This window comes from Paraburkholderia flava, from assembly GCF_004359985.1.
Taxonomy (GTDB): Bacteria; Pseudomonadota; Gammaproteobacteria; order Burkholderiales; family Burkholderiaceae; genus Paraburkholderia; species Paraburkholderia flava.
Genome location: NZ_SMRO01000001.1, coordinates 523,666 through 545,925, shown reverse-complemented (window position 1 = coordinate 545,925; position 22,260 = coordinate 523,666). Strand labels below are relative to the sequence as shown.

Sequence of the window (22,260 nt, the reverse complement as noted above, 5' to 3'; positions counted from 1 at the left end):
ATGGCGCTTACGCTCCGGCAGCTCAAGTACTTCGTCGCCACCGCTGAACTGGGGCAGATTTCGCAGGCGGCGATCCAGTTGACCATCTCGCAGTCGGCCGTGACCAACGCGATCAAGGAGCTGGAAGACAGCCTCGGCACGCAGCTGTTCGTGCGCGCGGCAAGCGGCGTTACGTTGACCAACACCGGCCGACGCTTTCTGAATCAGGCTTATACGATCCTGTCGTCCGTCGACGAGGCGATGCGGATCCCCAACCTCGAAAGCACGCTCACGGGGACGCTGACGCTTGCCGCGAGCTACACGGTGCTCGGTTATTTTCTGCCGCATCATCTGCAGCGGCTCGGTACGCTGTATCCGCGGCTCACGGTGCAACTGCATGAGCTGAATCGCGAGTCGATCGAAGAAGGGTTGATTGCTGGCCGCTACGATATGGCGGTACTACTGACGTCGAATGTCGCGAACCCCGAACTCGTGCTTGAACCGATGATCCATTCGGTGCGACGTCTATGGGTCTGCGCGCAGCATCCGCTACTTAAACGCGAAAGCGTCACGCTCGCCGATGTCGCGCCGGAACCGTTCGTGATGCTCACTGTCGACGAAGCGGCGTACACCGCGCTGCGCTACTGGAACGACACGCCGCATCGGCCGAACGTGAAACTGCGGACGTCGTCGGTGGAGGCGGTGCGCAGCATGGTCGCGAACGGCAGTGGCGTGGCGATCCTGTCGGACATGGTGTACCGGCCGTGGTCGCTCGAAGGGCGACGGATCGAGACGATCCAGTTACGCGACCCGGTGCCGCCGATGAGTGTCGGTCTTGCGTGGCGCAGGAATACGTTGTTCACGCCGGGGATGCATGCGGTGAGGGAGTATTTCAGGCATACGTTTATGGAGCCGCGGGCGGTGGCGACGGGAGGGTGATCCGGCGCTTCGTTGTGAAGCTCACGCAGCGTCGGATTCCATGTGCATGGAGTCAATCAACCACGCAACCGTGGTGTCAAACTTCGACTAAAGCACCCGACCGAGAAAATCGTGCATCCTGCCGGCGATCTCCCCGCTTTTGTCGGCCAGCGCGCAATGACCGCTGTCCGTCAAATGCATCTCCGCGTTCGGCAACACCTCGCGATATCGCTCCTGATTTTGAGCCGGGAACAGGACATCGTTCTTGCCGCTGACGACCAGCGTCGGCGGTTGCTGTGAGCGCAGGTAGTCCTGCGCACTCTTCAGCGTGGGACCGTTCGTGCGAATGTCGTAGAGCAGGTCGAGCGAAATATCCGCGGCGCCTTCACGTTGCAACGAGTAAAAGTCTGCCTGCCATTGCTGCGGATCGATCAGCGATGGATCGCGCACACCGTCGACGTACAGACCGCGCACCACGTCGAGGGTGAGGTAGTGTTGCGCGGCCTTCGCGCGGCTCTCGGCCGTACCGTCCTTCCAGTACGGGACGAGTGGCCCGAACCATGGGCTTTCGCCGAGAAACAGCGGATTGTTCTGCGCGACAAGCGCTTTCACTCGCCGAGGCGTCTTCATCATCACGCGATATCCGACGAGACCTCCGAAATCCGTCGCGTACAAGGCGAACTGGCCGATGCCGACCTTGTCGACGAACTTGCCGATAACCTCGCCAAGCGCATCGAACGTATAGGGACCGTGCGATCGATCGGGCACGTCGCTGTTGCCGAAGCCCGGATAGTCCGGTGCGAAAACATGATAGTTCGCCGACAGCTCGCCAATCAGCTCGCGAAACATTGTCGACGACGACGGCCAGCCGGGCAGCAGAAGCACCACCGGCGCACCCGGTGCGCCCGCTTCACGGTAGAAGACGGAAACGCCGTCGATATCGACAGTCCGGTAGTGCACGGGGAAAGCCTGATTTCCCGTGGCAGACGATTTTCTAATCCGTGTAGCGGTCGGGGTTTTGGCCGACGCTGCTGTGGACACGACCATGGCTGCAGAAGCCGCGAGAAAACTCTTCGTAAAGGAACGACGCGTGAGCATGAAGGGATGATCCTGCAAAGGGTGAAGAAAACCATCTGTTTTCGTGGCGAAAAAACGTCGCGATAACTTCTGGAGGGTGCGCAAAAATGCATCCCGCTACGCAGCGGGAGATCGGCCCATATACCTGCATGTCTGCGTATTTGCTATCGAAGTAAACGACATCGTTTACACGGCGCATTTGTAAACGATGCCGTTTACTTTGTCAACGGGATCCGTTATAAATACGCAGCGGGAATTCACGAGGATGACAAGATGGGTCAGGACACAGAGATCGAAGGCAAAAAGCTCGAGATCGTGAAATATGCTTTCGATCGCTTCTACGAAGCCGGTTTCCATGCAACAGGAATGGAGGCGGCATTGGCCGGTAGCGGCATATCCAAGCGCACGCTTTATAAGTACTTCCCGTCGAAGGAAGATCTGATCGCGGCTGTATTGCAGCGCTATAGCGAGGTCGTCGTGGACCAGCTTTTCGAGCCGGTCGCACACGTAAGCGACCCGCGCGAGCAGATCGTCGAATTCTTCGACGTTCGCAAGAACCCAGGGCGCATGCTGACGCGTGGTTGCTTAGGGATGAAGGCGGCGCAAGAATTTGCGGGAAAACATCAAGGCATCGTCGAGCTCGGCGTACACGCAAACTCGCGCGGCGAAGTGAAATTTCTGGAGCTGTGCAAGCGGGCAGGTTTTGCGAAGCCTCAACGGCTGGCAAAGCAACTCAATCTGATTCTTCAGGGCGCGCTGGCGCTGGCGCACGCGTCGGGCGATACGTCGTCGTTCCTGCTGGCGAAGGATGCGGCGTCCGCGGTTCTCGACAAGGCCGCGCCCGTGCAACACGCGAGCCCAGGATCGAAGCACTAGATCGTGCGGATCCAGTGCTTTTATAAAGTGCCCGGCCTCGGCGGCCACGCCGGCACTGCCGACCGCAAGTGATCGATCAACGCGCGCAGCTTCGCCGGCATCTTCCCGCTGGACGGAAAGTACAGATAAAACCCCGGAATCAGCGGACAAAACGTTTCGAGCAGCACCTGCAGTTCGCCACGCACGACGTAAGGACGGAACGTCTCCTCCATACCGCAGGTGATCCCCGCGCCCGTGAGCGCGAGGTTGATCATCAGCCGCATGTCGTTCGTCGTGGTGCGCGGGTTCACGGCGACGTCGAACGGTCGGCCGTCTTCGGTAAATTCCCAGCGATACGGTGCGCTCCCCGGTGACGGGCGCCAGCCGATGCAATCGTAGTCGATCAACTCGCCCGGTTTCGCCGGGATGCCGCAGCGCGCGATGAAGTCCGGCGACGCGACCACGATCTGCCTCTGGGGCGCGGACACCGGCACCGCGATCATGTCGGCCTCGATCACTTCGCCTAACCGCACGCCCGCATCGAAACCGGCGGCGACGATATCGAACTCGTCGTCGGTGACCGATATGTCCAGGTCGATCGCCGGAAACGCTTCGAGAAACGTCGCGAACAACTTGCCGTCGAGCACGCGTTCCGCAATCGACGAGACCGCGACGCGAATCACGCCCGACGGCGCACCGTGCGCATCGCTGATCGTTTCCAGTGCGGCTTCGAGCGTTTTGCTCGCCGGTTGCAGCACGGCCAGCAGACGCTCGCCGGCCTCGGTGAGCCGCACGCTGCGCGTCGTCCTCTGGAACAGCGGCGCACCGACACGCGTCTCCAGCCTCGTGATGGTCTGGCTGACCGCGGGCCGCGTCACGCCCAGTCGCTCGCTCGCCAGACGGAAGCTGCCGGTCTCCGCGACGGCCAGAAAAGCGGTCATTCCATCGAATGGATCGGTCATTGGTAAGTTGGAGTGAATGGCCCATGTAACATCAGCTACTCGATCGTTGCACGTCTCACGCGTACTGTCCAGGTGTCCCAACCAACGACAGAACCATCGAATGAACACCTCTCTTTCCACGGCACAAAAAACCATTCTGATTACCGGCGCATCGGCGGGTATCGGCGAGGGCGTCGCACGCGTCGCCGCTGCAGCGGGCGCAAAACTCGTGCTCGGCGCACGTCGTCTCGATCGTCTGGAGGCACTCGCCGCAGAAATTCGCCGCGACGGCGGCACCGTCGAAATCATGCAGCTCGACGTGACGAGTCGCGACGAGATGCAGGCGTTTGCCGCATTCGCGCAGCAGCGCTTCGGCAGAATCGACGTGCTCGTGAACAACGCGGGCGTGATGCCGCTGTCGCCCATGCGCTCGTTGAAGGTCGACGAGTGGGACCGGATGATCGACGTGAACATTCGCGGCGTGCTGTACGGTATCGCAGCCGTGCTGCCGGTCATGGACGCGCAGGGCAGCGGTCAGATCATCAACGTGTCGTCGGTTGGCGGCCTGAGCGTGTCGCCGACGGCGGCCGTGTATTGCGCGACCAAGTACGCGGTACGCGCGATCTCCGACGGTCTGCGCCAGGAGAACGACAAACTGCGTGTGACCTGCGTCTACCCGGGCGTGGTCGAATCCGAACTCGCGAGCACGATCACCGACCCCGAAGCGGCCGAACTGATGCGCACGTACCGGAAGATCGCGATCCAGCCGGAAGCGATCGGCCGCGCGATCCTGCACGCGATCGCGCAACCCGACGACGTGGATACGAACGAGATCGTCGTCAGGCCGACGGCGACGCTCTGAGCGAGCGGCGCGCACCGATATTGACCGTAGTCTGCGACGGGGCCATGATCGAACCCGCCGCAGACCTACCCACCCATAGAGGAACGGAAAATGACGGAGACGATACGCGCCATTGCAGTGCTGAAAGCAAAACCCGGCAAGGGAGAGGATCTGGCTCAGTTCACACTGGACTGCCTGCCGCAGGTGAGGTCAGCGGAAGGCCTGACCCGGGTCGAGATGAGCCGCGTGACCGGCGATCCCGACCGGCTGTTCCTGTATTACTGGTGGCAGTCGATCGGCCATTCGGAGCGCTACGTCGCCGGGCCGATCTACTCGAAAATCGCGCCGGCACTGATGGCGCTTGTCGACGAGCATCTTCTTCTGGTGGGCGAATACGTCGACGGTTGACGGGCTAGCCCGCTTGGTGCGCAAACTGCGCGAGCACGCGTTCGCGTATCGCCGGCCTGATGTTCGAGTGCGTCATGTCGCCTTGATAATGCGCGACCACGCGCGGATTCATCACGCGGAACCATAACGGCGGCACGTACGCGAACATGATCATCGTCGCGTAACCCGACGGCAGTTGCGGCGCGGTATCGAAGTGCCGTAGTGCCTGATACGAACGCGTCGGATTCGCGTGGTGATCCGCATGGCGTTGCAGCTGATACAGGAACAGGTTCGTCACCACGCGATTGCTGTTCCATGAATGCTCGGGCTGGCAACGTTCGTAGCGGCCGTTCGGCAGTTGCTTGCGGCCGAGCCCGTAGTGCTCGAGGTAGTTGACCACCTCGAGCAGCGACGCGCCGTACGCCGCCTGGATCAGCAGGAACGGCACCACGACCTTGCCGAACACTGCGATGACCGCGCCCCACAGCACGACGGTCATCGCCCACGAATGCAGTACCTCGTTGCGCCAGGTCCACGGCGATTTGCCGAGACGGGCCAGTCGTTCCTTCTCGAGTCGCCACGCCGAGCCGATGCTGCCGAGCACGGTTCGCGGCAGGAATCTCCAGAACGATTCCCCGTAGCGCGCGCTGGCCGGATCGGGCGGCGTTGCGACGCGCACGTGATGGCCGCGATTGTGTTCGACGAAGAAGTGTCCGTAGGCCACGGGTGCCAGCGTGATTTTCGCGAGCCAGCGTTCGAACGGATCGGTCTTGTGACCGAGTTCGTGCGCGGTGTTGATCGACACGCCGGTCGCGGCGCCGAGCGACAGCGCGAAGCCGAGATAGTCGTACCACGCGAGCGCATGCGTGCCGACGACCCACACCGCACCTAAGAACGACACGTATTCGATCAGCGTCGCGAGGTAGACGATGCGGCGGTAGTAGCGTTCTTTCTCGAGTGTCGGGACGACGTCGTCCGGTGGATTACTCGAATCGTCGCCGATCAGATAGTCGAGCACGGGGATGATGCCGAACACGAAGATCGGTCCGAACCACCAGAACAGATGGATGCCGGTCAACAGCGCGAGATGCGCGGCGTTGAGCGGCAATGTGATCGTGAGTGCGCCCAGCAGCCACAGGTAGCGCTTGCCGTCGACCCAACGTTTCGGTCCAGCGGATTCGGCTCGTGCTGATGCCATTGTCTCCCTCCGTTTTGTCGGACTCCTGCCGGTCCTGGCGGAATCCGTTTGATCCATGATTTATATGGCCTGACGTAGGGCTTCGCCAAGGATTCGCTCCAGGCGGTCCGCTCCAAACGAAGACCGGTGCACGAGCGCGGACTGGGCGTGAGTCGAGCGGATGAATGAAACAGGCGTTAGACGCGCCCGATGCGGTCGGGCGGACGGAAAGATCTTCGGTACGTTAGTTTGTGCGGCGTTGCTGCATGCGCACATTACGCAGTGCAAGCTGGAGGTATGCGGAATAGCGTGAGGGCGGTTCGCGATTCGTTTCAAGAGCCTGCCGGCCCATTTCAACGCGTACAAACGCGCGAAGTGTATGCACGCGCACGCAGGCTGATGCATTCGTGGGCGTAGTCTCGATTGCGTGGCAAAGCGCGCACAAGTCACACGTTTTTCGTGTGACGTCGCTGCTGCGTGTTGCCGCATACAACGCTTTCAACAATAACTGCGAGACCACGTCTTATCGACGGCGACCGGGACCCCGGAAACGCCGATCCAGCTCTATTCGCGGGTAGACCTCTTTAACGGCAATGCTCATACGGGGAGCGTGTCCATGAACGTCCAGCCTTCGTTCGACCAGATTAACCAGCGAGCGTGGAATTCGCGCGACGCTTTACGCGAATTCACGCGCGACAAGACGTGGACCGATCCAGGCGAGGAATCCGCATTCGCGTGGTGCGCGGACGAGTGCCGCAATCAGCCCTTGCTCGACATCGGCATCGGTGCCGGCCGCACGATACCGATGATGAAACAGATCTCGTCGGACTACACCGGCATCGATTACACGGCCGCTCTGCTCGATGAAGCGCGGGCCCGTTTTCCCGACACCGCGCTGCATCAGATGGACGCGCGCAACATGTCCGCGTTGCCGTCCGATCACTATGCGCTGACGACGTTCAGCTGGAACGGTATCGATTGCGTGAGTTACGACGACAGGGTGTCGATCCTGAAGGAGATGTTTCGCGTGACGCGGCCAGGTGGCCTGGTGCTGTTCTCGTCACACAATCGCGAAGGCCCGGGGTTCCGCGAAAACATCTGGTCGCTGATGCCGCGTTTTTCGTTGAACCCATTGCGCTACGGATGGCGCACGCTGCGCACGATACGGGTGCTTCCGCTGTCGATCTATAACTATAGACGGCACGCACGTTTTCATCAAAACCACGAAGGGTATTCGATCAAGACTGCGTCGGCGCATTACTTCGGAATTCTGATCGTCTATACGACGATTGCCGAACAGCGTCGGCAGCTTGTTTCGTTGGGGTTCGTTCCGGAAGCGATATTCAACTGCGATGACGGCGGGCGTATCGACGATTCGGTGCAGACGAACGACGCGTGGTGGCTTCACTTCGTCGCACGTAAACCGCTTTCTGCGTGAAGTCTTCGCGGCACAGCGGGTTCGATATCAGCCTGTCAGGCGGGACCTTGTCCATCAGCTTTGCGAATCGGTGGCCGCGCAGTCTGTCGCGTGGCTGGCCGCTGACGTGTCTGCGTCGCAGCCGGATGGCGTAGCGGGTTGTCCGTAGCGAACGGGGAGTACGCGTGCATCGGTTGGCTGGGCCGGCGCGCTGCCCGTGCGAGTCAACCGCGCATTGAAGTTCTGCATCTGCGACATCACACGACGTGCGTAGCCGCGTCCGCCGCCGCTATAGCGAAACAGCGCGGCATCCAGATCGCCATCTGCTGCATCGAGGTAGTCACGCAGAATCGTGGTGCCAATGCGTACATTGACGGCGGGATCGGAGAGATCCTTCGCATGCGCGATCAACTGCGGATGCGCGGACGGCATGATCTGCATCAGGCCACGTGCACCGGCACCGCTTACAGCGTGACGATCGAAACTCGATTCGATCGACATCACCGCGAGCAACAACACCGGCGACATCGCATGACGGTGCGCTTCGGCAAGCACGGCATCCGCGATACGAACCGAGTCGTTACGGGCTACACGAAACTGGTCGCGCAACATCGCAACGATATCGTTCGATGCAGGCATCACTGCGTCGCCAGGTGTAGCGTCGCTAGCGGTGAACGGCGGCGCCGCGAGTGATTGCGCAACGGCTCCGGCGGTCGGACTCATCAGCAGCAGTGCACCGAATACGGCCGCAAGTGCCGGATGCCAGAGTGAATGCAGGCAGGGCTGCCATAGCGGATGAAATCCACGCTGCCCGATTCGATTGAGTGTTCTGTTCCCGCGCATGTGATCCACGGCTTGTTGGTGTGCGGAAACTGTAGGCGATCCAGCAGGGAGATTTCCGCAAAGAAATACGGGCACCGTATAAAGGATTCGTCAAGACCGAGGGATACGTTCAGACGTATACGCGGTTTTTATGTTTTTACTCGAGCTGTTTCTTACATCGATATCCGGCGACTGTCAGACTTCGATCGTCCACGGTTAATAGACGAGCGGTGTCATGTCAGATTTCAACGTTCCACGCTATGGCGGTGCCACGCACCTGTCACCGGATTCCCGGCATCGTTCGAATATCGCCGCGCGGTCGGTTCGTCGACGCGTACTGGTCGCATCAGCCGTTGCGAGCGGCGTGGTCGCGGCGGGCGCGATTGCGGTCGGTCTGCCGACTGCTGGCATCGCCGTTTATCTGGTGGCCACGTTGCCGTTCACGTTCTTCTCCTGAAGCTGCAATCACTTCAAGAACTTCAGAAACGCGAGGCGGATGCAGACATGACGCGATTGATCCGGGGCAACGCAGTGACCGTGTCGAAGCACGTGAAACCGGTCCAGCGAACGAAGGTCGCCTACGTTCGCCGTGGCATCGAACCTGTAGAGATACGACGCTTCGATCCCGAACGCGATTCGTTCGATGAACTGACCGACATGCTGCATCGCGCGTTCGCAAGACTCGGTGCGATGGGACTCGACTGCACGTGTGTCGATCAATCCGTGTCGGTCACGCAATCCCGTGCGATGCGTGGCGACTGTCACGTCGCGGTGAGCGGCGGCAGCCTCGTCGGCACGATGACGCTCGAAGCACCGGATCGCGCGTCGCAATGCGAGCTTTATCGACGCGACGACGTCGCAAGCGTGCGGCAGATCGGCATCGATCCGGCGTGGCAAAAGCGCGGCATCGGCACGCTGATGCTCGCACTCGCCGATCACTGGGCTGCGACACGCGGCTACGCGGAACTCGCGCTCGATACACCGCATGCCGCCGCGCATCTGATTGCGTTCTATCGAAGCCAGGGCTTCCGTATCGCCGACTGTATGCAGTTCGACGGCAAGCGCTACGAAAGCGCGATTCTGTGCAAGCCGGCGGTCGCGTCGCGTGCGCTTGCAACGTGGTCGCGACGGATTGCGCTGCCGCGCAATACGATCGCTCACGCGGCCTGACGCGGCCCGGCCTGAATTCCTTTTTCTCCTCTCTTCGTTTCCCTTCGCACATCACGCCGAGGCGTTTCGATATTGACGCGCGGTCATGGCCTGCTAGACTAATGCGCAGCTGGGTCATGTATACCGTAATTGTGGAACACGCATTCGCGCGACGCATGTGACGCGTGCCTGTTCCGTTTCGGCCAACGTCGGTTCGTCATTCTCCAAAAGGCAAACGATGAGCAAGGTTCGGGATGCAGGCGTGCCTGCACAACAGACGCGCCGCGTCTGGTTGAAGAGCGCAAGCGCGTTGGCCGCATGGTCGGCGATGGGTTCGATGGCCGCGACGCCGTCCCAGCCCGTCGCCCATGCGCGAGCGAAGTCGGTCGCCGCCGCGCAGACCGGCAAGCCGTTATTCGCTTACGTAGGCACCTATACGCCGAACGGTCTCGGCATTCATCGCTTTCGGGTCGATCGTCAAACGGGCAAGCTCGATGCGCTCGAACCGCAGCGCGGCATCGAAAACCCTAGCGCGTTGCTCGTCGATCCGTCGCAACGTTTTCTGTTCGCGGTCAGCGAGGTGAAGAACTACAACGGCACGACGAACGGCTCGGTCACCGCCTATACGATCGAGCAGGGCACCGGCGCGCTGCAGCCGATCAACACAGTCGACTCGCAAGGTGCGGGGCCCGTGTACCTGAGTCTGCATCCGAACGGCCGCTTCCTGATGGTGGCGAATTACAACAGCGGCAGCGTCGCGGTGCTGCCTGTTGCGGTCGACGGTGTGCTCGGCGAAGCGGTGTCGGTGCAACGTCCGCAGGCACCGGCCGGTGCGCAGCATGCAGCGGAGGGCGTGCCCGGCAGCTTTGCAATCAGCGATCACGACGGTCCGCATGCGCACACGATCGTGCCTTCGCCCGATGGCCGCTTTGCGATTTCGACCGATCTCGGTGTCGATCGCACGTACGTCTGGAAGTTCGATGCAACGAGCGGTGCACTGTCGCCGAACGATCCGCCGTTCGTCGCAGCATCGGCAGGCGCGGGACCGCGACATCTCGCGTTTCATCCGAACGGCCGCTACCTGTACGAAGTCACCGAAGAAGCGTCGACGCTTGTGTTCTACGAATACGATGCGGCGGCCGGCGTGCTGACGCAGAAGCAGTCGGTATCGACGTTGCCGCCGGGATACCAGGGGACGAGTTTTGCTTCGGAGATCGTACTGTCGAACGACGGACGCTTCATCTATGTCGCGAACCGTCTGCACGACACGATCGTGCAGTTCCGTATCGCAAGCGACGGCCGCGTCGAACGTCTACGTGAAGTGCCTACCGGCGGCGATTATCCTCGCGTGATTCGCTTCGATCCATCGGGGCGCTTCCTGTATGCGCTGAATCAGCGCAGCGATCACATCGCTGTTTTCGCCGCAGATATTGCGACGGGCAAGCTGCGCTTTACCGATACCTACGTGGGTGTGGGCAGTCCGTCGGATATTGCGTTTGCTTCGGTTTGATGCGTCGCCAAGGCCGTGAGCAGGTCACGGCCTTAGCGAGCGTATGAGGTTTGACTGCTGCGTCAAGCGTACGCAGTTCGCGTACCGCTCATGCTAAAGATCGTGCCCAGCTTTGCGCAGCAGATCTGCAGGCGGTGTGCGGTTGTTGATCGCATCGACGATGTCGGCGAGAAACCACGGCAGGATCAGTTGCGTGTTGGGGTCGCTCACGCCGACGCGCAACACCGGCTCCGCAGCTTTCGACGGGTTCTGGTTTGCGGCGGCCACATGCGATGTAGCGGTCGCTGCCGACGCATCGTTCGCATCGGACCACGCGGGCGTAGAAACGGCAGCTGACAGCATCAGCGCGGCAGCACAGGCAAAGACTTTCATAAGAACCTTCCCGATGATTAGACCCGGATCGAACTGGGGGAAGCACGCGCGGTGTGTCGACAGCTGCGTGCTTCATCATTCATTCTAGTCGACCCGGGCGAAGCGTGGTTTTGCCGAACAACTTACCGTTCCTTTCGCATTCGCTGCGTGCATGCGTCAAACCGGCGAGCCGTGCATTTCCATCGACTCTTCCGTTTTCGATGCGAGCTGCTGGCCTCTTCTCATGGCAGTTCCCCCCGCGACTGCGCTGAGCGCCCAGAATGCCCCTGACACGATGGTGTAGATGGCGGCACGCGCACTGTCTCCCTCTTCCGTTGCCTTCGCGGCCATCAGCGTAAACGCAGCGGCGACGCCGCCTGCGACCACGTTGCCGCCTTGCATGACGCGCGTCATCGTGTCCTTGAGGCTGGCCGCGCGAGCCCCGACTACCACCGTATTCGCGAGCCATGACGCCCCCGACGCGATGCCGACATACGCGCTTTTGCTTCCCGGCAGGAACGGAGAGACGGCGCTCAATACACCCGCTCCAAAGCTGAGCAGGTTCGCTGCCGACAAGCCCTTGCTATGCGGGCCTTTCCCCAACCAGTTATCGACTTCACTGACGATCGCGGCGACTGCCCATGTGACACCGCTGGTTGCGGTGGTTCCCTTGTAGGCGTCGAGAGCGCCGGGTTGAAGGAGTGCCAGGCCACCCGCCCCAATCGAGTGCACTGCCGCAATACCTTCCGTAACAGGCGGAACATACGGCACGACTGTTTGCAGGGACCCCGTTAGCTTGCGGCCCGATGCCGACGTGCCGGGTGTTTCCGCAGAGGCAGTCGTGTCGAGGGCCTCTGCTTCGACAGGCGGCTCGCTCGTGTTGCTCGTCGGTGACCTGGCCGGCAATGATGTGCGGCGCGTGGACTTGTCGACCTGGCTTTCCGGCCAACTGCGAGGCCGTGGCGGACCTTTGAGCGTGGCCAGTTTCCCGGATGCCTGCGGTGCAGGGGTCGATGCGCGGGCAGGTTGTGATCCGTTGGACGATTCCGGGGCGCGTGGCGCGATGGGAGGCGAAAGGGTCGAGGTAGTCGGAGCGATGCTGTTCATGATCCTGCTTTCGATAGAGAGTCCTTCGTGGGGATTTCGATCAGACGGTATGAAGGTAGAACGCGTGCTGTCGTTGGGCAGAAACAGTCTTCTGTCCGCACACACAGTCTCCGTTCTTCATTGCGCAAAAATCTCGTAAAACAACGAAGTGCCGGCACGGCGCGCGAAGAAAAACGCGCACGGTGCGGTGTGACGAGAGGGGTGTTTTGTCACGAACGTGTGTTGCGCGACGCGGAGATCAAGACGCTTGACGAGTGCAGTCTAGCGCGCACCGATACCATGCAGATAGTCATCGAAGATCGGCAGAATCTGCGTCATGTTCCGTCTTCCGAAGCCGATGCGGATATGACTGTTCCCATAGTCGACGAGCGTGCTGGGCAACAGCAATACGCCGGTCTTTTCGAGCAGTTCCAGACAGAACGCATCCGCGCGATGTTGCTTCAGTCGCGGGAAGCCGATTGTGCCTGCCTTCGGACGCCGCCATTCGAACGTCTCCGGATAGCCCGCAAAGAATTCATCCAGCACCGCAAGATTGGCTCGCGTGATCGACGTCGCACGTTCGATCAGCGCATCCGTGTGGCGTACGGCAATGGCTGCTAGATACTCACTCGGTGCGCTGTTGCTGATCGTCAGATAGTCCTTGAAGGTGCTCATCCGTTCGAGCACGTCGGGGTCGCGCGTGGCGATCCAGCCGAGCCGTAGACCCGCGAGTCCATGCGATTTCGACAGCGCGGACAGCGACACGCCGCGTTCGTACGCATCGCATGCTGCGGGCAAACGATCGGCGGCGTCGAGCTCGAGTCCGCGATAGACCTCATCGCAGAAGAGCAGCAGCCCGTGGCGCCGCGCGAATTCGACAATTTTTTCGAACCACTCTGCGGAAGGAAGATAACCGGTCGGGTTATGCGGCAGACAGACCAGCAACGCTTTCGTCTGCGGACGTAGCAGCGTTTCGAGTTCATCCGGATCGAGTGACCAGCCAGTTGCTTCGTGAGCACGCCACGGCGAGATGTCGACGCCTAGCGTTTGAGCCACCGAATAGTGCGACTGATAGCCCGGCATATGCACGATCGCATGATCGCCAGCGGCCAGCATCGTGTTCACGAACGAGAAAATCGCTTCCTGTGCGCCGGTGTGGACGATGATGTGATCCGCGTCGATCGACGTGTAGTGCTTCGCGAGCTCTGCGCGCAACGCAGGCGCGCCCGCATATTCCGTGTAACCGAGCCACGTTTCGCCGAGTCCTTTGGCGGAGCCGGGTTCATAGGCGAGCAGTTCATCGATCGACATCGATTCAGGATCGGAACTGCATAGCAGATACTTCGCGGTGAATTCGTGAGCGGCGAAGTAGCGTTCGAGCTTGAACGGAGGCTGTTTCATGGCGGGTGATGGGCATAGGAGGTGGCACAGTGTGCCGTTCGAAGGCGCGGGAGCGAAACGACCTTTCCTAAGCAACCGTAAGCGTTGCTAATGCGAGGGTTACCCATATAAACAATCGACAGCCGGGTGAAGGTCGCATGAAAGATTCGCCGATGCAGGCGTGTCAAGCATCGTCAAGGAAGCGGATAACGACTTCCCCAGGCATCGACGACTATTAACGGCGCGCCGGTTCCGCTGTATCGTGCCGGGATCGCGGTTCGACAACAGTTCAACAACGAAAGGGGGAGATCATGACGCTCGGCACCGATGTTCATCTCGTTCCCGCCAAACTCGACGCATTGCGCCCGACGCAAATGACAGTCGGCTATCGCGAGGTCAAGGCGAAGCGCAAGCACTGGAAGGGCCTCAGCAAGCAGGCCCGTAAAGCCGCGATCGACTCGCACTGGTTTCCCGCCGTGCTCGGACCCGGCAACGAGTACTTCATCGTCGATCATCATCACCTCGGGCTCGCGCTGATCGAAGAAGGCGTAACCGATGTCAAGGCGATGCTGCTCAAGGATCTGTCGTGGCTCGACGAGACGATCTTCTGGCGGATCATGGAGCACAACCAGTGGGTGCATCCGTTCGGCGTCGACGGCACGCGGCACGACTACGCGCGACTGCCCGGTGTGCTGACCGAGTTGAAGGACGATCCCTACCGGAGTCTGGCCGGCGAATTGCGCACGGCGGGCGGCTATGCGAAGGACACGACGCCGTTCAGCGAATTTCTGTGGGCCGACTATCTACGCCCGAAAATCACGCTGGCGAGCATCAAGAAAGATTTTTCGAAAGCGCTCGACGCGGCGCTCGATCACGCGCATAACCAGGACGCGCGCTATCTGCCGGGGTGGTCCGGCACGATCGCACCGAAGGGCTAAGACCAGGTTAAAGCCGGGTTTAAGTTCAACCCACGTTTATCGCACTCTCTTTAGCCGACAATATGGACATTCCTCCGAGCCGTCCCGATGCGGGGCCGCAGCATGTCACGCATTTCGCCCCGCTAAGCGAGCCGCCCGCGCCGCGTAACGAACGCGCGGTGCGCGATGCGCTTGCGGGCATTTCGATTGCGGGCCTGCTGATTCCGGAGGCCGTCGCGTATGCGGGTCTCGCGAATCTGCCGCCGCAGGCAGGGTTGATCGCGCTGCTGGCCGGGCTGATCGTCTATGCGCTCACGGGTAGCAGCCGCTTTGCGATCGTATCGTCGACGTCTTCGTCGGCGGCGGTGCTGGCCGCGACTGTGCTGTCGGAGCAGGGCGCGAACGTCGCCACGCAGCTCGCGCTGGCGGCCGCGCTCGTCGCGGCGACCGGCGTGCTGTTTATTCTCGCCGGCCTCGCGCGACTGGGCGGCATGTCCGATTTCATCGCGCGTCCGGTGTTGCGCGGTTTTACGTTCGGCCTTGCACTGACGATCGTCATCAAGCAGTTGCCAAAAATTCTCGTCGTGCAGGTCCAGCACAGCGACACGCTGCACGTCGCGCTCGATCTGCTGCGCGGACTCGCGCACTGCAACCTCTACAGCCTCGCGCTCGGCGCGACGGCGCTCGCGATCCTGTTCATCGTCGGGCATCGTTCGCGTGCGCCGGCCACGTTGATCGTCATCGTGCTTGGCATCGCGGCCGGTTACTGGATCGACTGGCAGCACTACGGCATTGCCGTCGTGGGCAAAATCGATCTGCAGAACATTGCGTTCGGCGTGCCGGTGCTCAACCGTGCCGCGTGGATGCAGACCATCGAACTCGGCTTCGCGCTGATGCTGATCCTCTATGCGGAGTCGTATGGATCGATCCGCAACTTTGCGTTGAAGCACGGCGATACGGTGTCGCAGAATCGCGATCTCGTTGCGCTCGGTTGCGCGAATCTCGTGTCGGGACTCTTTCACGGAATGCCGGTTGGCGCCGGGTATTCGGCGACATCCGCGAACGAAGCGGCCGGCGCGCAAACGCGCATGGCAGGTCTATGCGCGGCGGTCGTGATCGCGTTGATCGTGTGGCTGCTGCTGCCGCAGCTTGCGCGCACGCCCGAAGCGGTGCTCGCGGCGATCGTGATCTTCGCGGTCAGTCATTCGCTGCATCCGTCGGTCTTCAAGCCGTATTGGGCGTGGCGCCGGGATCGTCTCGTTGTGATTGCCGCGCTGCTCGCGGTGATTGTGCTTGGTGTATTGCAGGGGTTGCTTGCCGCGATCGGTGTGAGCCTGTTGTTGACGCTGCGCAAGCTGTCGGAGCCTAACGTCAGTGTGCTGGGCCGTCTACGTGACAGTCACGATTTCGTCGATGTATCGATGCACGAGGATGCGAAGACGATTCCCGGCGTGCTGATCGTGCGTCCCGAAGCACAGCTGTTTTTTGCGAACACGGAGCGTGTGCTGAACAAGGTGCGACAACTCGCGCACGCGGCGGCCACGCCGGTTCAGACGGTGATGCTGAGTCTCGAGGAGTCGCCCGACGTCGACGGTACGACGATCGAATCGCTAAAGACGTTCGCTGCGGAATGCGCGGCGCGGCATTGGCGGCTCGCGATGGTGCGTTTGAAGCCGGACGTACTGGCCGTGCTGCAACGAGCCGCCGACGACACATTGCGTGCGTGCATCCTGTCCGAGCTGAGTGTCGATGAGAGCCTGCAACAGGTGCTGGCGGCGCAGAAAGCGTAAGAACGCTGTACGTCAGTCGGCACGCGGCACGACAGGGTGCAGATCGACGTACAGCACGACGAGCCAGCGCTTCGGGCAGTTGTCGGCAATAGCGACCGTAGGCACGGTTCCCGGCCGGGGCCGCGTGCTTTTGATAAAGCCGTTCTTCTGCGCAAACGCGAATGCGCGATGCGCGTCCGCCTGCAGCCAGAACGACAGCAGTCCCGACGTCACCAGTCCGAAGATCAGGATGGCCTGATCGGACACGCTCACATCGAATTGTCGTGACACCCAGCCGAACGCGGCAATCATGATCTGATTGCATGCGAACACGATGAACACGACCTTCGCGATACCTCTAAATACCTGCAAAACAAGCCTCTGATTTTGAATCGGGCTGCACAAGGACAATGCACGTGAATGCCGTTCGCGCAAGCGCTCGCAGGAAGAATCATCGGCGTTGGAGACGCGTCGTCGAGTGTCTGTCCGGTCTAACGCGATGATGGGGCTCTTCCGCAAGCGCTTGCCCGAATGGCCTCGCGCGAATTGGGCTCATGGCCGCGAACGAGGACGCGACCATGAGCCCGCGCCTGCGGCTACGAAGCGCTCATGGCGCCTCGCAGTTCGTGCAGCGAGTCGCGCGCGTCGCGTAGTCGCGCGATCAGTTCGGTGGACGCGGGACTGATCGGCATCCGCGTTTCGGCCGACACCGGAAAATCCATCGCGAGCATCGCCTTGATCGCGGCGGGATTGGGCGCCGAAAACAGCAGCTTCAGCAGCGGGCGAATCGATTCGAGCAGCGCATCGGTTTCCGCCTGCCGGTTCTGTAGCGCGAGGTCGTTTGCTTCGAGCAGCAAGTCCGCACAGATATGCGCGGTCGCGAGAATCCCGCCGGCGCCGCCGTGCTTCAGACATTCGCCAAACGCATCGTCGGTTCCGCACAGCACGCTGACCGGCACGTTTCTCAACGCCTCGAAATTCTTCGGATCGCATTCCTTGATCGCGACGATGTTGTCGAAGCGGCTCAACTGGTTCACCGTTTCCGGATCGATCGACACACCGGTTCGATGCGGCACGTTGTAGAGCATGATCGGGCGCGCGGTGGCCTGCGCGACCTGTTCGAAGTGCCACTGCACGCCGGCCTGATCGGGGCGCACGTAGGACGGCGCCGACACCAGAAAGCCCGCGACGTCCCAGTGATCGAAGCGGCGGATTTCGTCGGTGACGTTGAGCGTGTTGTAGCCCGCCACGCCGACGATCACCGGCAGCCGGTTGCGGGCGACATCGGTGATGGCCTGCAGCACGGTGGCGCGCTCGGTGTCGCTGAGCAGCGCGGTTTCGCCCGTCGTGCTCAACGCGACGATGCCGCTGATGCCCGAGCGCAGATAGTGTTCGGTGAGCATTTGCAGCGCATCGATGTCGACGCTGCCCGAACGGAACGGTGTGACGATCGGCAGCCAGATTCCGTTGTACATGTCAGTGAACCTTCCATGCGGGTTCGCCCGTCAACGCGGGTTCGCGTGGTCTTGCGGGGCCGATCAACGCGCCCGGCAGGATCGAAACCAGCATGTGCAGCGTGAAATCGAGATCTTCCGCAGCGATGTCGAGCTGCGCAGAGACGCGCTCGCGGGACACGTCGGTGTGCGTCACGTAGACGCCGAGCGGGGAGCGCAGCAGCGCGATCAGATGGACCTTCGATCCGGCGGCCTTGTCGCCGCCCGGTATCACTTCCAGCAGAAGTCGCGTAGAGCGCGACGAAGAGTCGAGAGATTTTTTGGCACGACGCTCGGGAGCATCGTGAGACGTAACGGATTCCATGCCCGCGTTTCACCTGTGTGCATTGCGAATGAACGTAGCGTAGCGGCATCGATGTAAAAGCAGCGTAAAAAGCCGCAGTACGTACATAAGAAACTCGCATCGCGTCCGCGCGCCGCGCTCACGTGGGCGCGGGGTCCCTCATGCCTCAAATCCGCGTTTACCCTCGGAGACAAAGCGAACTCAGCACTCTAATCTCTGTATACAGAGTTCAGAGTACCGAACCGCACAATGCAAACCTGAGGCAATCACTGAAGGACGGACCCCATGAACATCAAGTCGGACAAGCTGGAAGGGCAGAAGAGTACGGGCGGCACATCTGGACAATCAGTACCGAAAAAACTCATCCCATACGGCGGCTATTACACCAACAAGGCACCGGGGCACGATCCGGAGCTGACCGAAACCGGGCCGGGCACGCCGATGGGCGAGTTCATGCGCGCGTTCTGGCATCCGGTCTGTATGTCGATCGAACTGACCGATACGCCGCGCTTTCTGAAGATTCTCGGCGAGGAACTGGTGGCGTTCCGCGACGGTTCGGGCCGCGTCGGCGTGCTGCACGCGCATTGCGTGCACCGGGGTGCGTCGCTCGAATACGGCGCGATTCAGGAGCACGGGATTCGCTGCTGCTATCACGGGATGGTGTTCGACGTCGACGGAACCTGCCTGCACGTGCCGTTCCCGAAGGGCGAAGAAAAAGAAGCAGAGAAGTATGCGTGCTCGATCCGGCAAGGCGCGTACAAGGCGGTCGAGCGCAACGGTCTCGTGTTTGCCTATATGGGGCCGCCGGAAGCCGAGCCGCCGTTTCCGGAATGGGAGGGCGACTTCACCGTGCAGCCCGGCGACGAACTCGTGCCGTACAGCAACTTCCAGCACTGCAACTGGCTGCAGGTGCAGGACAACGCAGCCGACAACTACCATCCGACCGCGCTGCACTCGGGCAAGAACGTCGTCGACGGTCACTATCAGGGGACCACGTTCGACGAAGTCGGCGCGGCGTCGATGGAAGTCGCACCCGACATGCACTTCGTTCCCGTGCAGCAGGGGCGCAGCCTCGCGTGCGCGGGTGCGCGGCGGGTCGACAAGGACAAGCTGTTCGTGCGCGTCCAGCATCAGGTGCTGCCGAATCTGAGCCTGCATGCGTACACGTCCGAAGACGGTTCGAAGAAAAAGCTCTTCAGCCGCTTTCACATCATCCGCTGGACAGTGCCGGTCGATGACGAGAACAGCAAGATGATCGGCTGGCGTGTGATGGGGCCGGGCATCGACACGCGCGGTATCGGCCAGAAAGAGCTGGTCGGCTACGAGTCGATCGATTTTCTCGAGGGGCAGGTGGCGATGCGGCGCCCCGAACGCTTCGGCCAGTACACGATCGACGACCTGCCGCCGATTCCGTCGAATCATCGCGAGCGTGCGAACTACAAGGACACGCAGTACGCCCCCGGCGACTACGAGGCGATCATCAGTCAGCGGCCGATCGCCGTGCATGCACTCGAGCATCCGACGCGGTTCGACGCGGGCCTGTACCAGTTTCGCAAGCTGTTGCGCGACGCGTTACGCGGCACCAACGCCCCTGCTTCGGCACAGGAATTCGTGCAGTGGTTCAGGGAGCAGGGCGGCGCACCGAACAGCTTCTGCTCGGGCAACGTGTTCGAGATCCCCGAAGGCGAAACAGTCGAGCAGGAAGTACAGCGCCGTCGTGCGGTGACGAAGAAGATCGTCGAGATCCTGTCGCAGAGCGACGCGATGAAAGGCGCCGAGCGTACGGCATTCGTGCGCGACCAGTTCGAATCGCTTGAACAATCGATGAAGCGCTAGGCGCACCACGTAGACATGAACATCGCAGACACCCCGCAGGATGTCCTTGAGCAAACGCTGCAACTGCTCGTCCGGCAGATCTGCCTCGAAGGGAAGGGCATCCAGTCGTATGAATTCGTCGATCCTTCCGGTGCCGATCTGCCCGCGTTCGATGCCGGCGCGCACATCGACGTTCATCTCGGCGACGGGCTGATTCGTCAGTATTCGCTGTGCAATCCGCCGGATGAACGCAAACGCTATGTGATCGCGGTGCTGAGAGACGAAGCGGGGCGCGGCGGTTCGAAGGCCGTGCACGAACGGCTGCACGTACAGGACATCGTGCGTGTCAGCCAGCCGCGTAATCATTTTTCGCTCGTCACCGACGCGGAGAAAGTGATCCTGCTCGCGGGCGGTATCGGCGTCACGCCGCTGAAGGCGATGGCGCATGCGCTCGACGCACGGGGTGTCGATTACGAACTGCACTATTGCGCGCGCGATGCGACATGTGCGGCGTTTTCCGATGAGCTGGCCGCGCTGCACGCGCGCGGCCGGTTGCACTATCACTTCGACGGCGGCACACCGGGCGCTGGGCTGGACATCGGTCGGCTGTTGACGAAAGCATCGCACGGTACGCACGTTTACTACTGCGGTCCCGGTGGATTCATGAAAGCGTGCGAGCAGGCGACTAATCACTGGCCAAAGGACTTGGTGCACTTCGAGCACTTCAAGGCGCCCGAACGTCCGCCTGCGAGTTCATCCGAAAGCGGTGTGCCGGATGCATCCGGCGCATTCGACGTTCGCATCGCGAGCAGCGGTCAGGTGATTCCGGTTAGACCTGAGCAAAGCATCGTCGATGCGTTGAGCGAGGCGGGCGTGTCGATCGAAACGTCGTGTTGCTCGGGATTGTGCGCAACGTGCAAGGTGCGCTATCTGGAGGGCGAGGTCGATCACCGCGACTACATTCTCGGCGAAGACGAACGCGTCGAGTGTCTGACGGCCTGCGTGTCTCGCGCGACGAGCAAGCTACTGGTGCTGGATCTGTAGCGGCGGTTCAAGTCCAACCGCTGCCAGCAGCCAGTCGCGAAACCGTCGCACCTTGTCGACGTTGCGTTGACTCTCGCGGTACGACAGGAAATGCGTTTCGCGTGCGAGCGGCTTGAACGCGCCCGCACCGAGTTCGACGAGATCGCCGCGCAGCAGCTCGCGCTCGGCAAGGCGCGTGGTTTCTAGCGCGACGCCCATTCCATCGACGGCCGCCGACAGCACCAGCGCCGCGCGATCGAACGACGGCCGAGGTCGCACCGGCAGCGCGATGCCGTTATACGCAAACCAGTCCGACCACGTGATGCGGCTCAACTGCGAATCGATCAGCGTCAGTTCGGTAATCAACTGATCGGGTGTCACGCCGTCGCGCAACAGCGACGGCGAGCAAAGCGGAACGATCCGTTCGTCGCCGAGCGCAACCGTGACGACGCCCGGCCGTTCCTGAGCGAATCCATACGAAATGGTCACGTCGACTTCATGCGCGCGCGTCATGTCGAGCGGTTCCGGGCCCGAAGAAAAGCGGATCGTGATGTCCGGGTGCGCCGCAATGAATTGCGGCAAGCGTGGCCCCAGCCACTTCGCCGCAAAACTCGGTGCGCTGTGCAGCACCAGCACCTGTGCATCCGGCGCAAGCGAGACCTCGTTGCACGCGGCCTCGATCACGTCGAACACGCGGCCCAGACTCTCCTGCAGGCGCAAGCCCTCGGGCGTCATCTCGACGCGTCGATTGCGGCGAATGAACAGCGGACGCCCGAAATATTCCTCGAGCTCCTTCACCTGATGACTGATCGCCGATTGCGTCAGATGCAGTTCTTCGGCCGCGAGCGTAAAGCTCTGCAGACGCGCAGCCGATTCGAATGCGCGCAGCAGCACGAAATTGGGAATCCGTCTCATGGGGTACTCGATGTATGAACCTGATTCATCTTTCTGTGAACAGCCATCGTTTGTCAATCGGTAACGCTCCCGCGACCATGGATGCATTCAACGCTTCCCCCATACGCGTATCACCCAGAGGAGAAATGCATGTC

The 22,260-nt window shown here is 61.4% G+C and carries 23 protein-coding genes; 12 read left to right on the top strand and 11 right to left on the bottom strand.

Annotated elements, in window-relative coordinates:
* Positions 1–918 carry a LysR family transcriptional regulator gene (locus E1748_RS02425; protein WP_133645553.1) on the top strand — a complete coding sequence of 306 codons (918 nt, stop codon included), beginning with the start codon at positions 1–3 and terminating at the stop codon, positions 916–918.
* A gap of 87 nt (positions 919–1,005) precedes the next feature.
* Here the strand turns inward: E1748_RS02425 and E1748_RS02420 are convergent, their stop codons facing one another.
* Positions 1,006–2,079, bottom strand: coding sequence for an alpha/beta fold hydrolase (locus E1748_RS02420; protein WP_133645552.1), 1,074 nt, complete (start codon positions 2,077–2,079; stop codon positions 1,006–1,008).
* A gap of 168 nt (positions 2,080–2,247) precedes the next feature.
* On the opposite strand from E1748_RS02420, the gene E1748_RS02415 reads away from it, so the two are divergent.
* Positions 2,248–2,850, top strand: a complete 603-nt coding sequence (locus E1748_RS02415; protein ID WP_133645551.1) for a TetR/AcrR family transcriptional regulator — start codon at positions 2,248–2,250, stop codon at positions 2,848–2,850.
* A gap of 20 nt (positions 2,851–2,870) precedes the next feature.
* Here E1748_RS02415 and E1748_RS02410 read toward each other — a convergent pair whose 3' ends face one another.
* On the bottom strand, positions 2,871–3,770 hold the full coding sequence (locus E1748_RS02410; protein ID WP_240766259.1) for a LysR family transcriptional regulator: 900 nt from the start codon (positions 3,768–3,770) through the stop codon (positions 2,871–2,873).
* A gap of 121 nt (positions 3,771–3,891) precedes the next feature.
* Here E1748_RS02410 and E1748_RS02405 point away from each other — a divergent pair, with 121 nt between their 5' ends.
* Positions 3,892–4,632 (top strand): SDR family oxidoreductase, encoded by a 741-nt coding sequence (locus tag E1748_RS02405; protein ID WP_133645549.1) that lies wholly within the window; start codon positions 3,892–3,894, stop codon positions 4,630–4,632.
* Positions 4,633–4,722: 90 nt separating this feature from the next.
* The gene (locus E1748_RS02400; RefSeq protein WP_133645548.1) at positions 4,723–5,019 is read left to right on the top strand and encodes a putative quinol monooxygenase; all 297 of its coding nucleotides are present in this window, start codon (positions 4,723–4,725) and stop codon (positions 5,017–5,019) included.
* 4 nt (positions 5,020–5,023) lie between these two features.
* On the opposite strand, the gene E1748_RS02395 is transcribed toward E1748_RS02400, so the two are convergent.
* On the bottom strand, positions 5,024–6,196 hold the full coding sequence (locus E1748_RS02395) for an alkane 1-monooxygenase (protein WP_133645547.1): 1,173 nt from the start codon (positions 6,194–6,196) through the stop codon (positions 5,024–5,026).
* A gap of 595 nt (positions 6,197–6,791) precedes the next feature.
* Between E1748_RS02395 and E1748_RS02390 the strand changes: the two genes are divergently transcribed.
* The gene (locus E1748_RS02390; protein WP_133645546.1) at positions 6,792–7,613 is read left to right on the top strand and encodes a class I SAM-dependent methyltransferase; all 822 of its coding nucleotides are present in this window, start codon (positions 6,792–6,794) and stop codon (positions 7,611–7,613) included.
* A 54-nt stretch (positions 7,614–7,667) separates the two neighbouring features.
* On the opposite strand, the gene E1748_RS02385 is transcribed toward E1748_RS02390, so the two are convergent.
* Entirely contained in the window at positions 7,668–8,435 is a 768-nt protein-coding gene (locus E1748_RS02385; protein ID WP_240766258.1) for a transglycosylase SLT domain-containing protein, read from the bottom strand.
* 214 nt (positions 8,436–8,649) lie between these two features.
* On the opposite strand from E1748_RS02385, the gene E1748_RS02380 reads away from it, so the two are divergent.
* The 3 genes from E1748_RS02380 (at position 8,650) to E1748_RS02370 (ending at position 11,073) form a co-directional block, all read left to right on the top strand.
* On the top strand, positions 8,650–8,871 hold the full coding sequence (locus E1748_RS02380) for a hypothetical protein (protein ID WP_133645545.1): 222 nt from the start codon (positions 8,650–8,652) through the stop codon (positions 8,869–8,871).
* A 47-nt stretch (positions 8,872–8,918) separates the two neighbouring features.
* Positions 8,919–9,584 (top strand): GNAT family N-acetyltransferase, encoded by a 666-nt coding sequence (locus tag E1748_RS02375; RefSeq protein ID WP_133645544.1) that lies wholly within the window; start codon positions 8,919–8,921, stop codon positions 9,582–9,584.
* 217 nt (positions 9,585–9,801) lie between these two features.
* Entirely contained in the window at positions 9,802–11,073 is a 1,272-nt protein-coding gene (locus E1748_RS02370) for a lactonase family protein (protein WP_133645543.1), read from the top strand.
* Between the two features lie 93 nt (positions 11,074–11,166).
* On the opposite strand, the gene E1748_RS02365 is transcribed toward E1748_RS02370, so the two are convergent.
* The 3 genes from E1748_RS02365 to E1748_RS02355 all read right to left on the bottom strand — a co-directional run bounded on the left by E1748_RS02365 (position 11,167) and on the right by E1748_RS02355 (position 13,911).
* A complete protein-coding gene (locus E1748_RS02365) occupies positions 11,167–11,445 on the bottom strand; it encodes a hypothetical protein (RefSeq protein ID WP_133645542.1) in 279 nt (92 codons plus the stop codon).
* A gap of 156 nt (positions 11,446–11,601) precedes the next feature.
* Positions 11,602–12,531, bottom strand: coding sequence for a hypothetical protein (locus tag E1748_RS02360; protein WP_133645541.1), 930 nt, complete (start codon positions 12,529–12,531; stop codon positions 11,602–11,604).
* Positions 12,532–12,792: 261 nt separating this feature from the next.
* Complete coding sequence (locus tag E1748_RS02355; RefSeq protein ID WP_133645540.1) at positions 12,793–13,911, bottom strand: aminotransferase class I/II-fold pyridoxal phosphate-dependent enzyme; 1,119 nt, start codon at positions 13,909–13,911, stop codon at positions 12,793–12,795.
* A 290-nt stretch (positions 13,912–14,201) separates the two neighbouring features.
* Between E1748_RS02355 and E1748_RS02350 the strand changes: the two genes are divergently transcribed.
* Complete coding sequence (locus E1748_RS02350) at positions 14,202–14,828, top strand: ParB-like protein (protein ID WP_133645539.1); 627 nt, start codon at positions 14,202–14,204, stop codon at positions 14,826–14,828.
* Positions 14,829–14,890: 62 nt separating this feature from the next.
* Positions 14,891–16,597: a SulP family inorganic anion transporter gene (locus E1748_RS02345; protein WP_133645538.1), complete on the top strand. Its 1,707-nt coding sequence runs from the start codon at positions 14,891–14,893 to the stop codon at positions 16,595–16,597.
* 12 nt (positions 16,598–16,609) lie between these two features.
* Here E1748_RS02345 and E1748_RS02340 read toward each other — a convergent pair whose 3' ends face one another.
* The 3 genes from E1748_RS02340 to E1748_RS02330 form a co-directional block, all read right to left on the bottom strand.
* Positions 16,610–16,948: a hypothetical protein gene (locus E1748_RS02340; protein ID WP_133645537.1), complete on the bottom strand. Its 339-nt coding sequence runs from the start codon at positions 16,946–16,948 to the stop codon at positions 16,610–16,612.
* Positions 16,949–17,172: 224 nt separating this feature from the next.
* Positions 17,173–18,051, bottom strand: coding sequence for a 4-hydroxy-tetrahydrodipicolinate synthase (gene dapA, locus E1748_RS02335; protein WP_133645536.1), 879 nt, complete (start codon positions 18,049–18,051; stop codon positions 17,173–17,175).
* Between the two features lies 1 nt (position 18,052).
* A complete protein-coding gene (locus E1748_RS02330) occupies positions 18,053–18,394 on the bottom strand; it encodes a hypothetical protein (protein ID WP_133645535.1) in 342 nt (113 codons plus the stop codon).
* A gap of 264 nt (positions 18,395–18,658) precedes the next feature.
* On the opposite strand from E1748_RS02330, the gene E1748_RS02325 reads away from it, so the two are divergent.
* Entirely contained in the window at positions 18,659–20,209 is a 1,551-nt protein-coding gene (locus tag E1748_RS02325; protein WP_133645534.1) for a Rieske 2Fe-2S domain-containing protein, read from the top strand.
* 15 nt (positions 20,210–20,224) lie between these two features.
* Complete coding sequence (locus E1748_RS02320) at positions 20,225–21,232, top strand: PDR/VanB family oxidoreductase (protein ID WP_133645533.1); 1,008 nt, start codon at positions 20,225–20,227, stop codon at positions 21,230–21,232.
* Here the strand turns inward: E1748_RS02320 and E1748_RS02315 are convergent.
* Positions 21,212–22,126 (bottom strand): LysR substrate-binding domain-containing protein, encoded by a 915-nt coding sequence (locus E1748_RS02315; RefSeq protein WP_133645532.1) that lies wholly within the window; start codon positions 22,124–22,126, stop codon positions 21,212–21,214. The genes E1748_RS02320 and E1748_RS02315 overlap by 21 nt on opposite strands.
* Between the last annotated feature and the right edge of the window lie 134 nt (positions 22,127–22,260).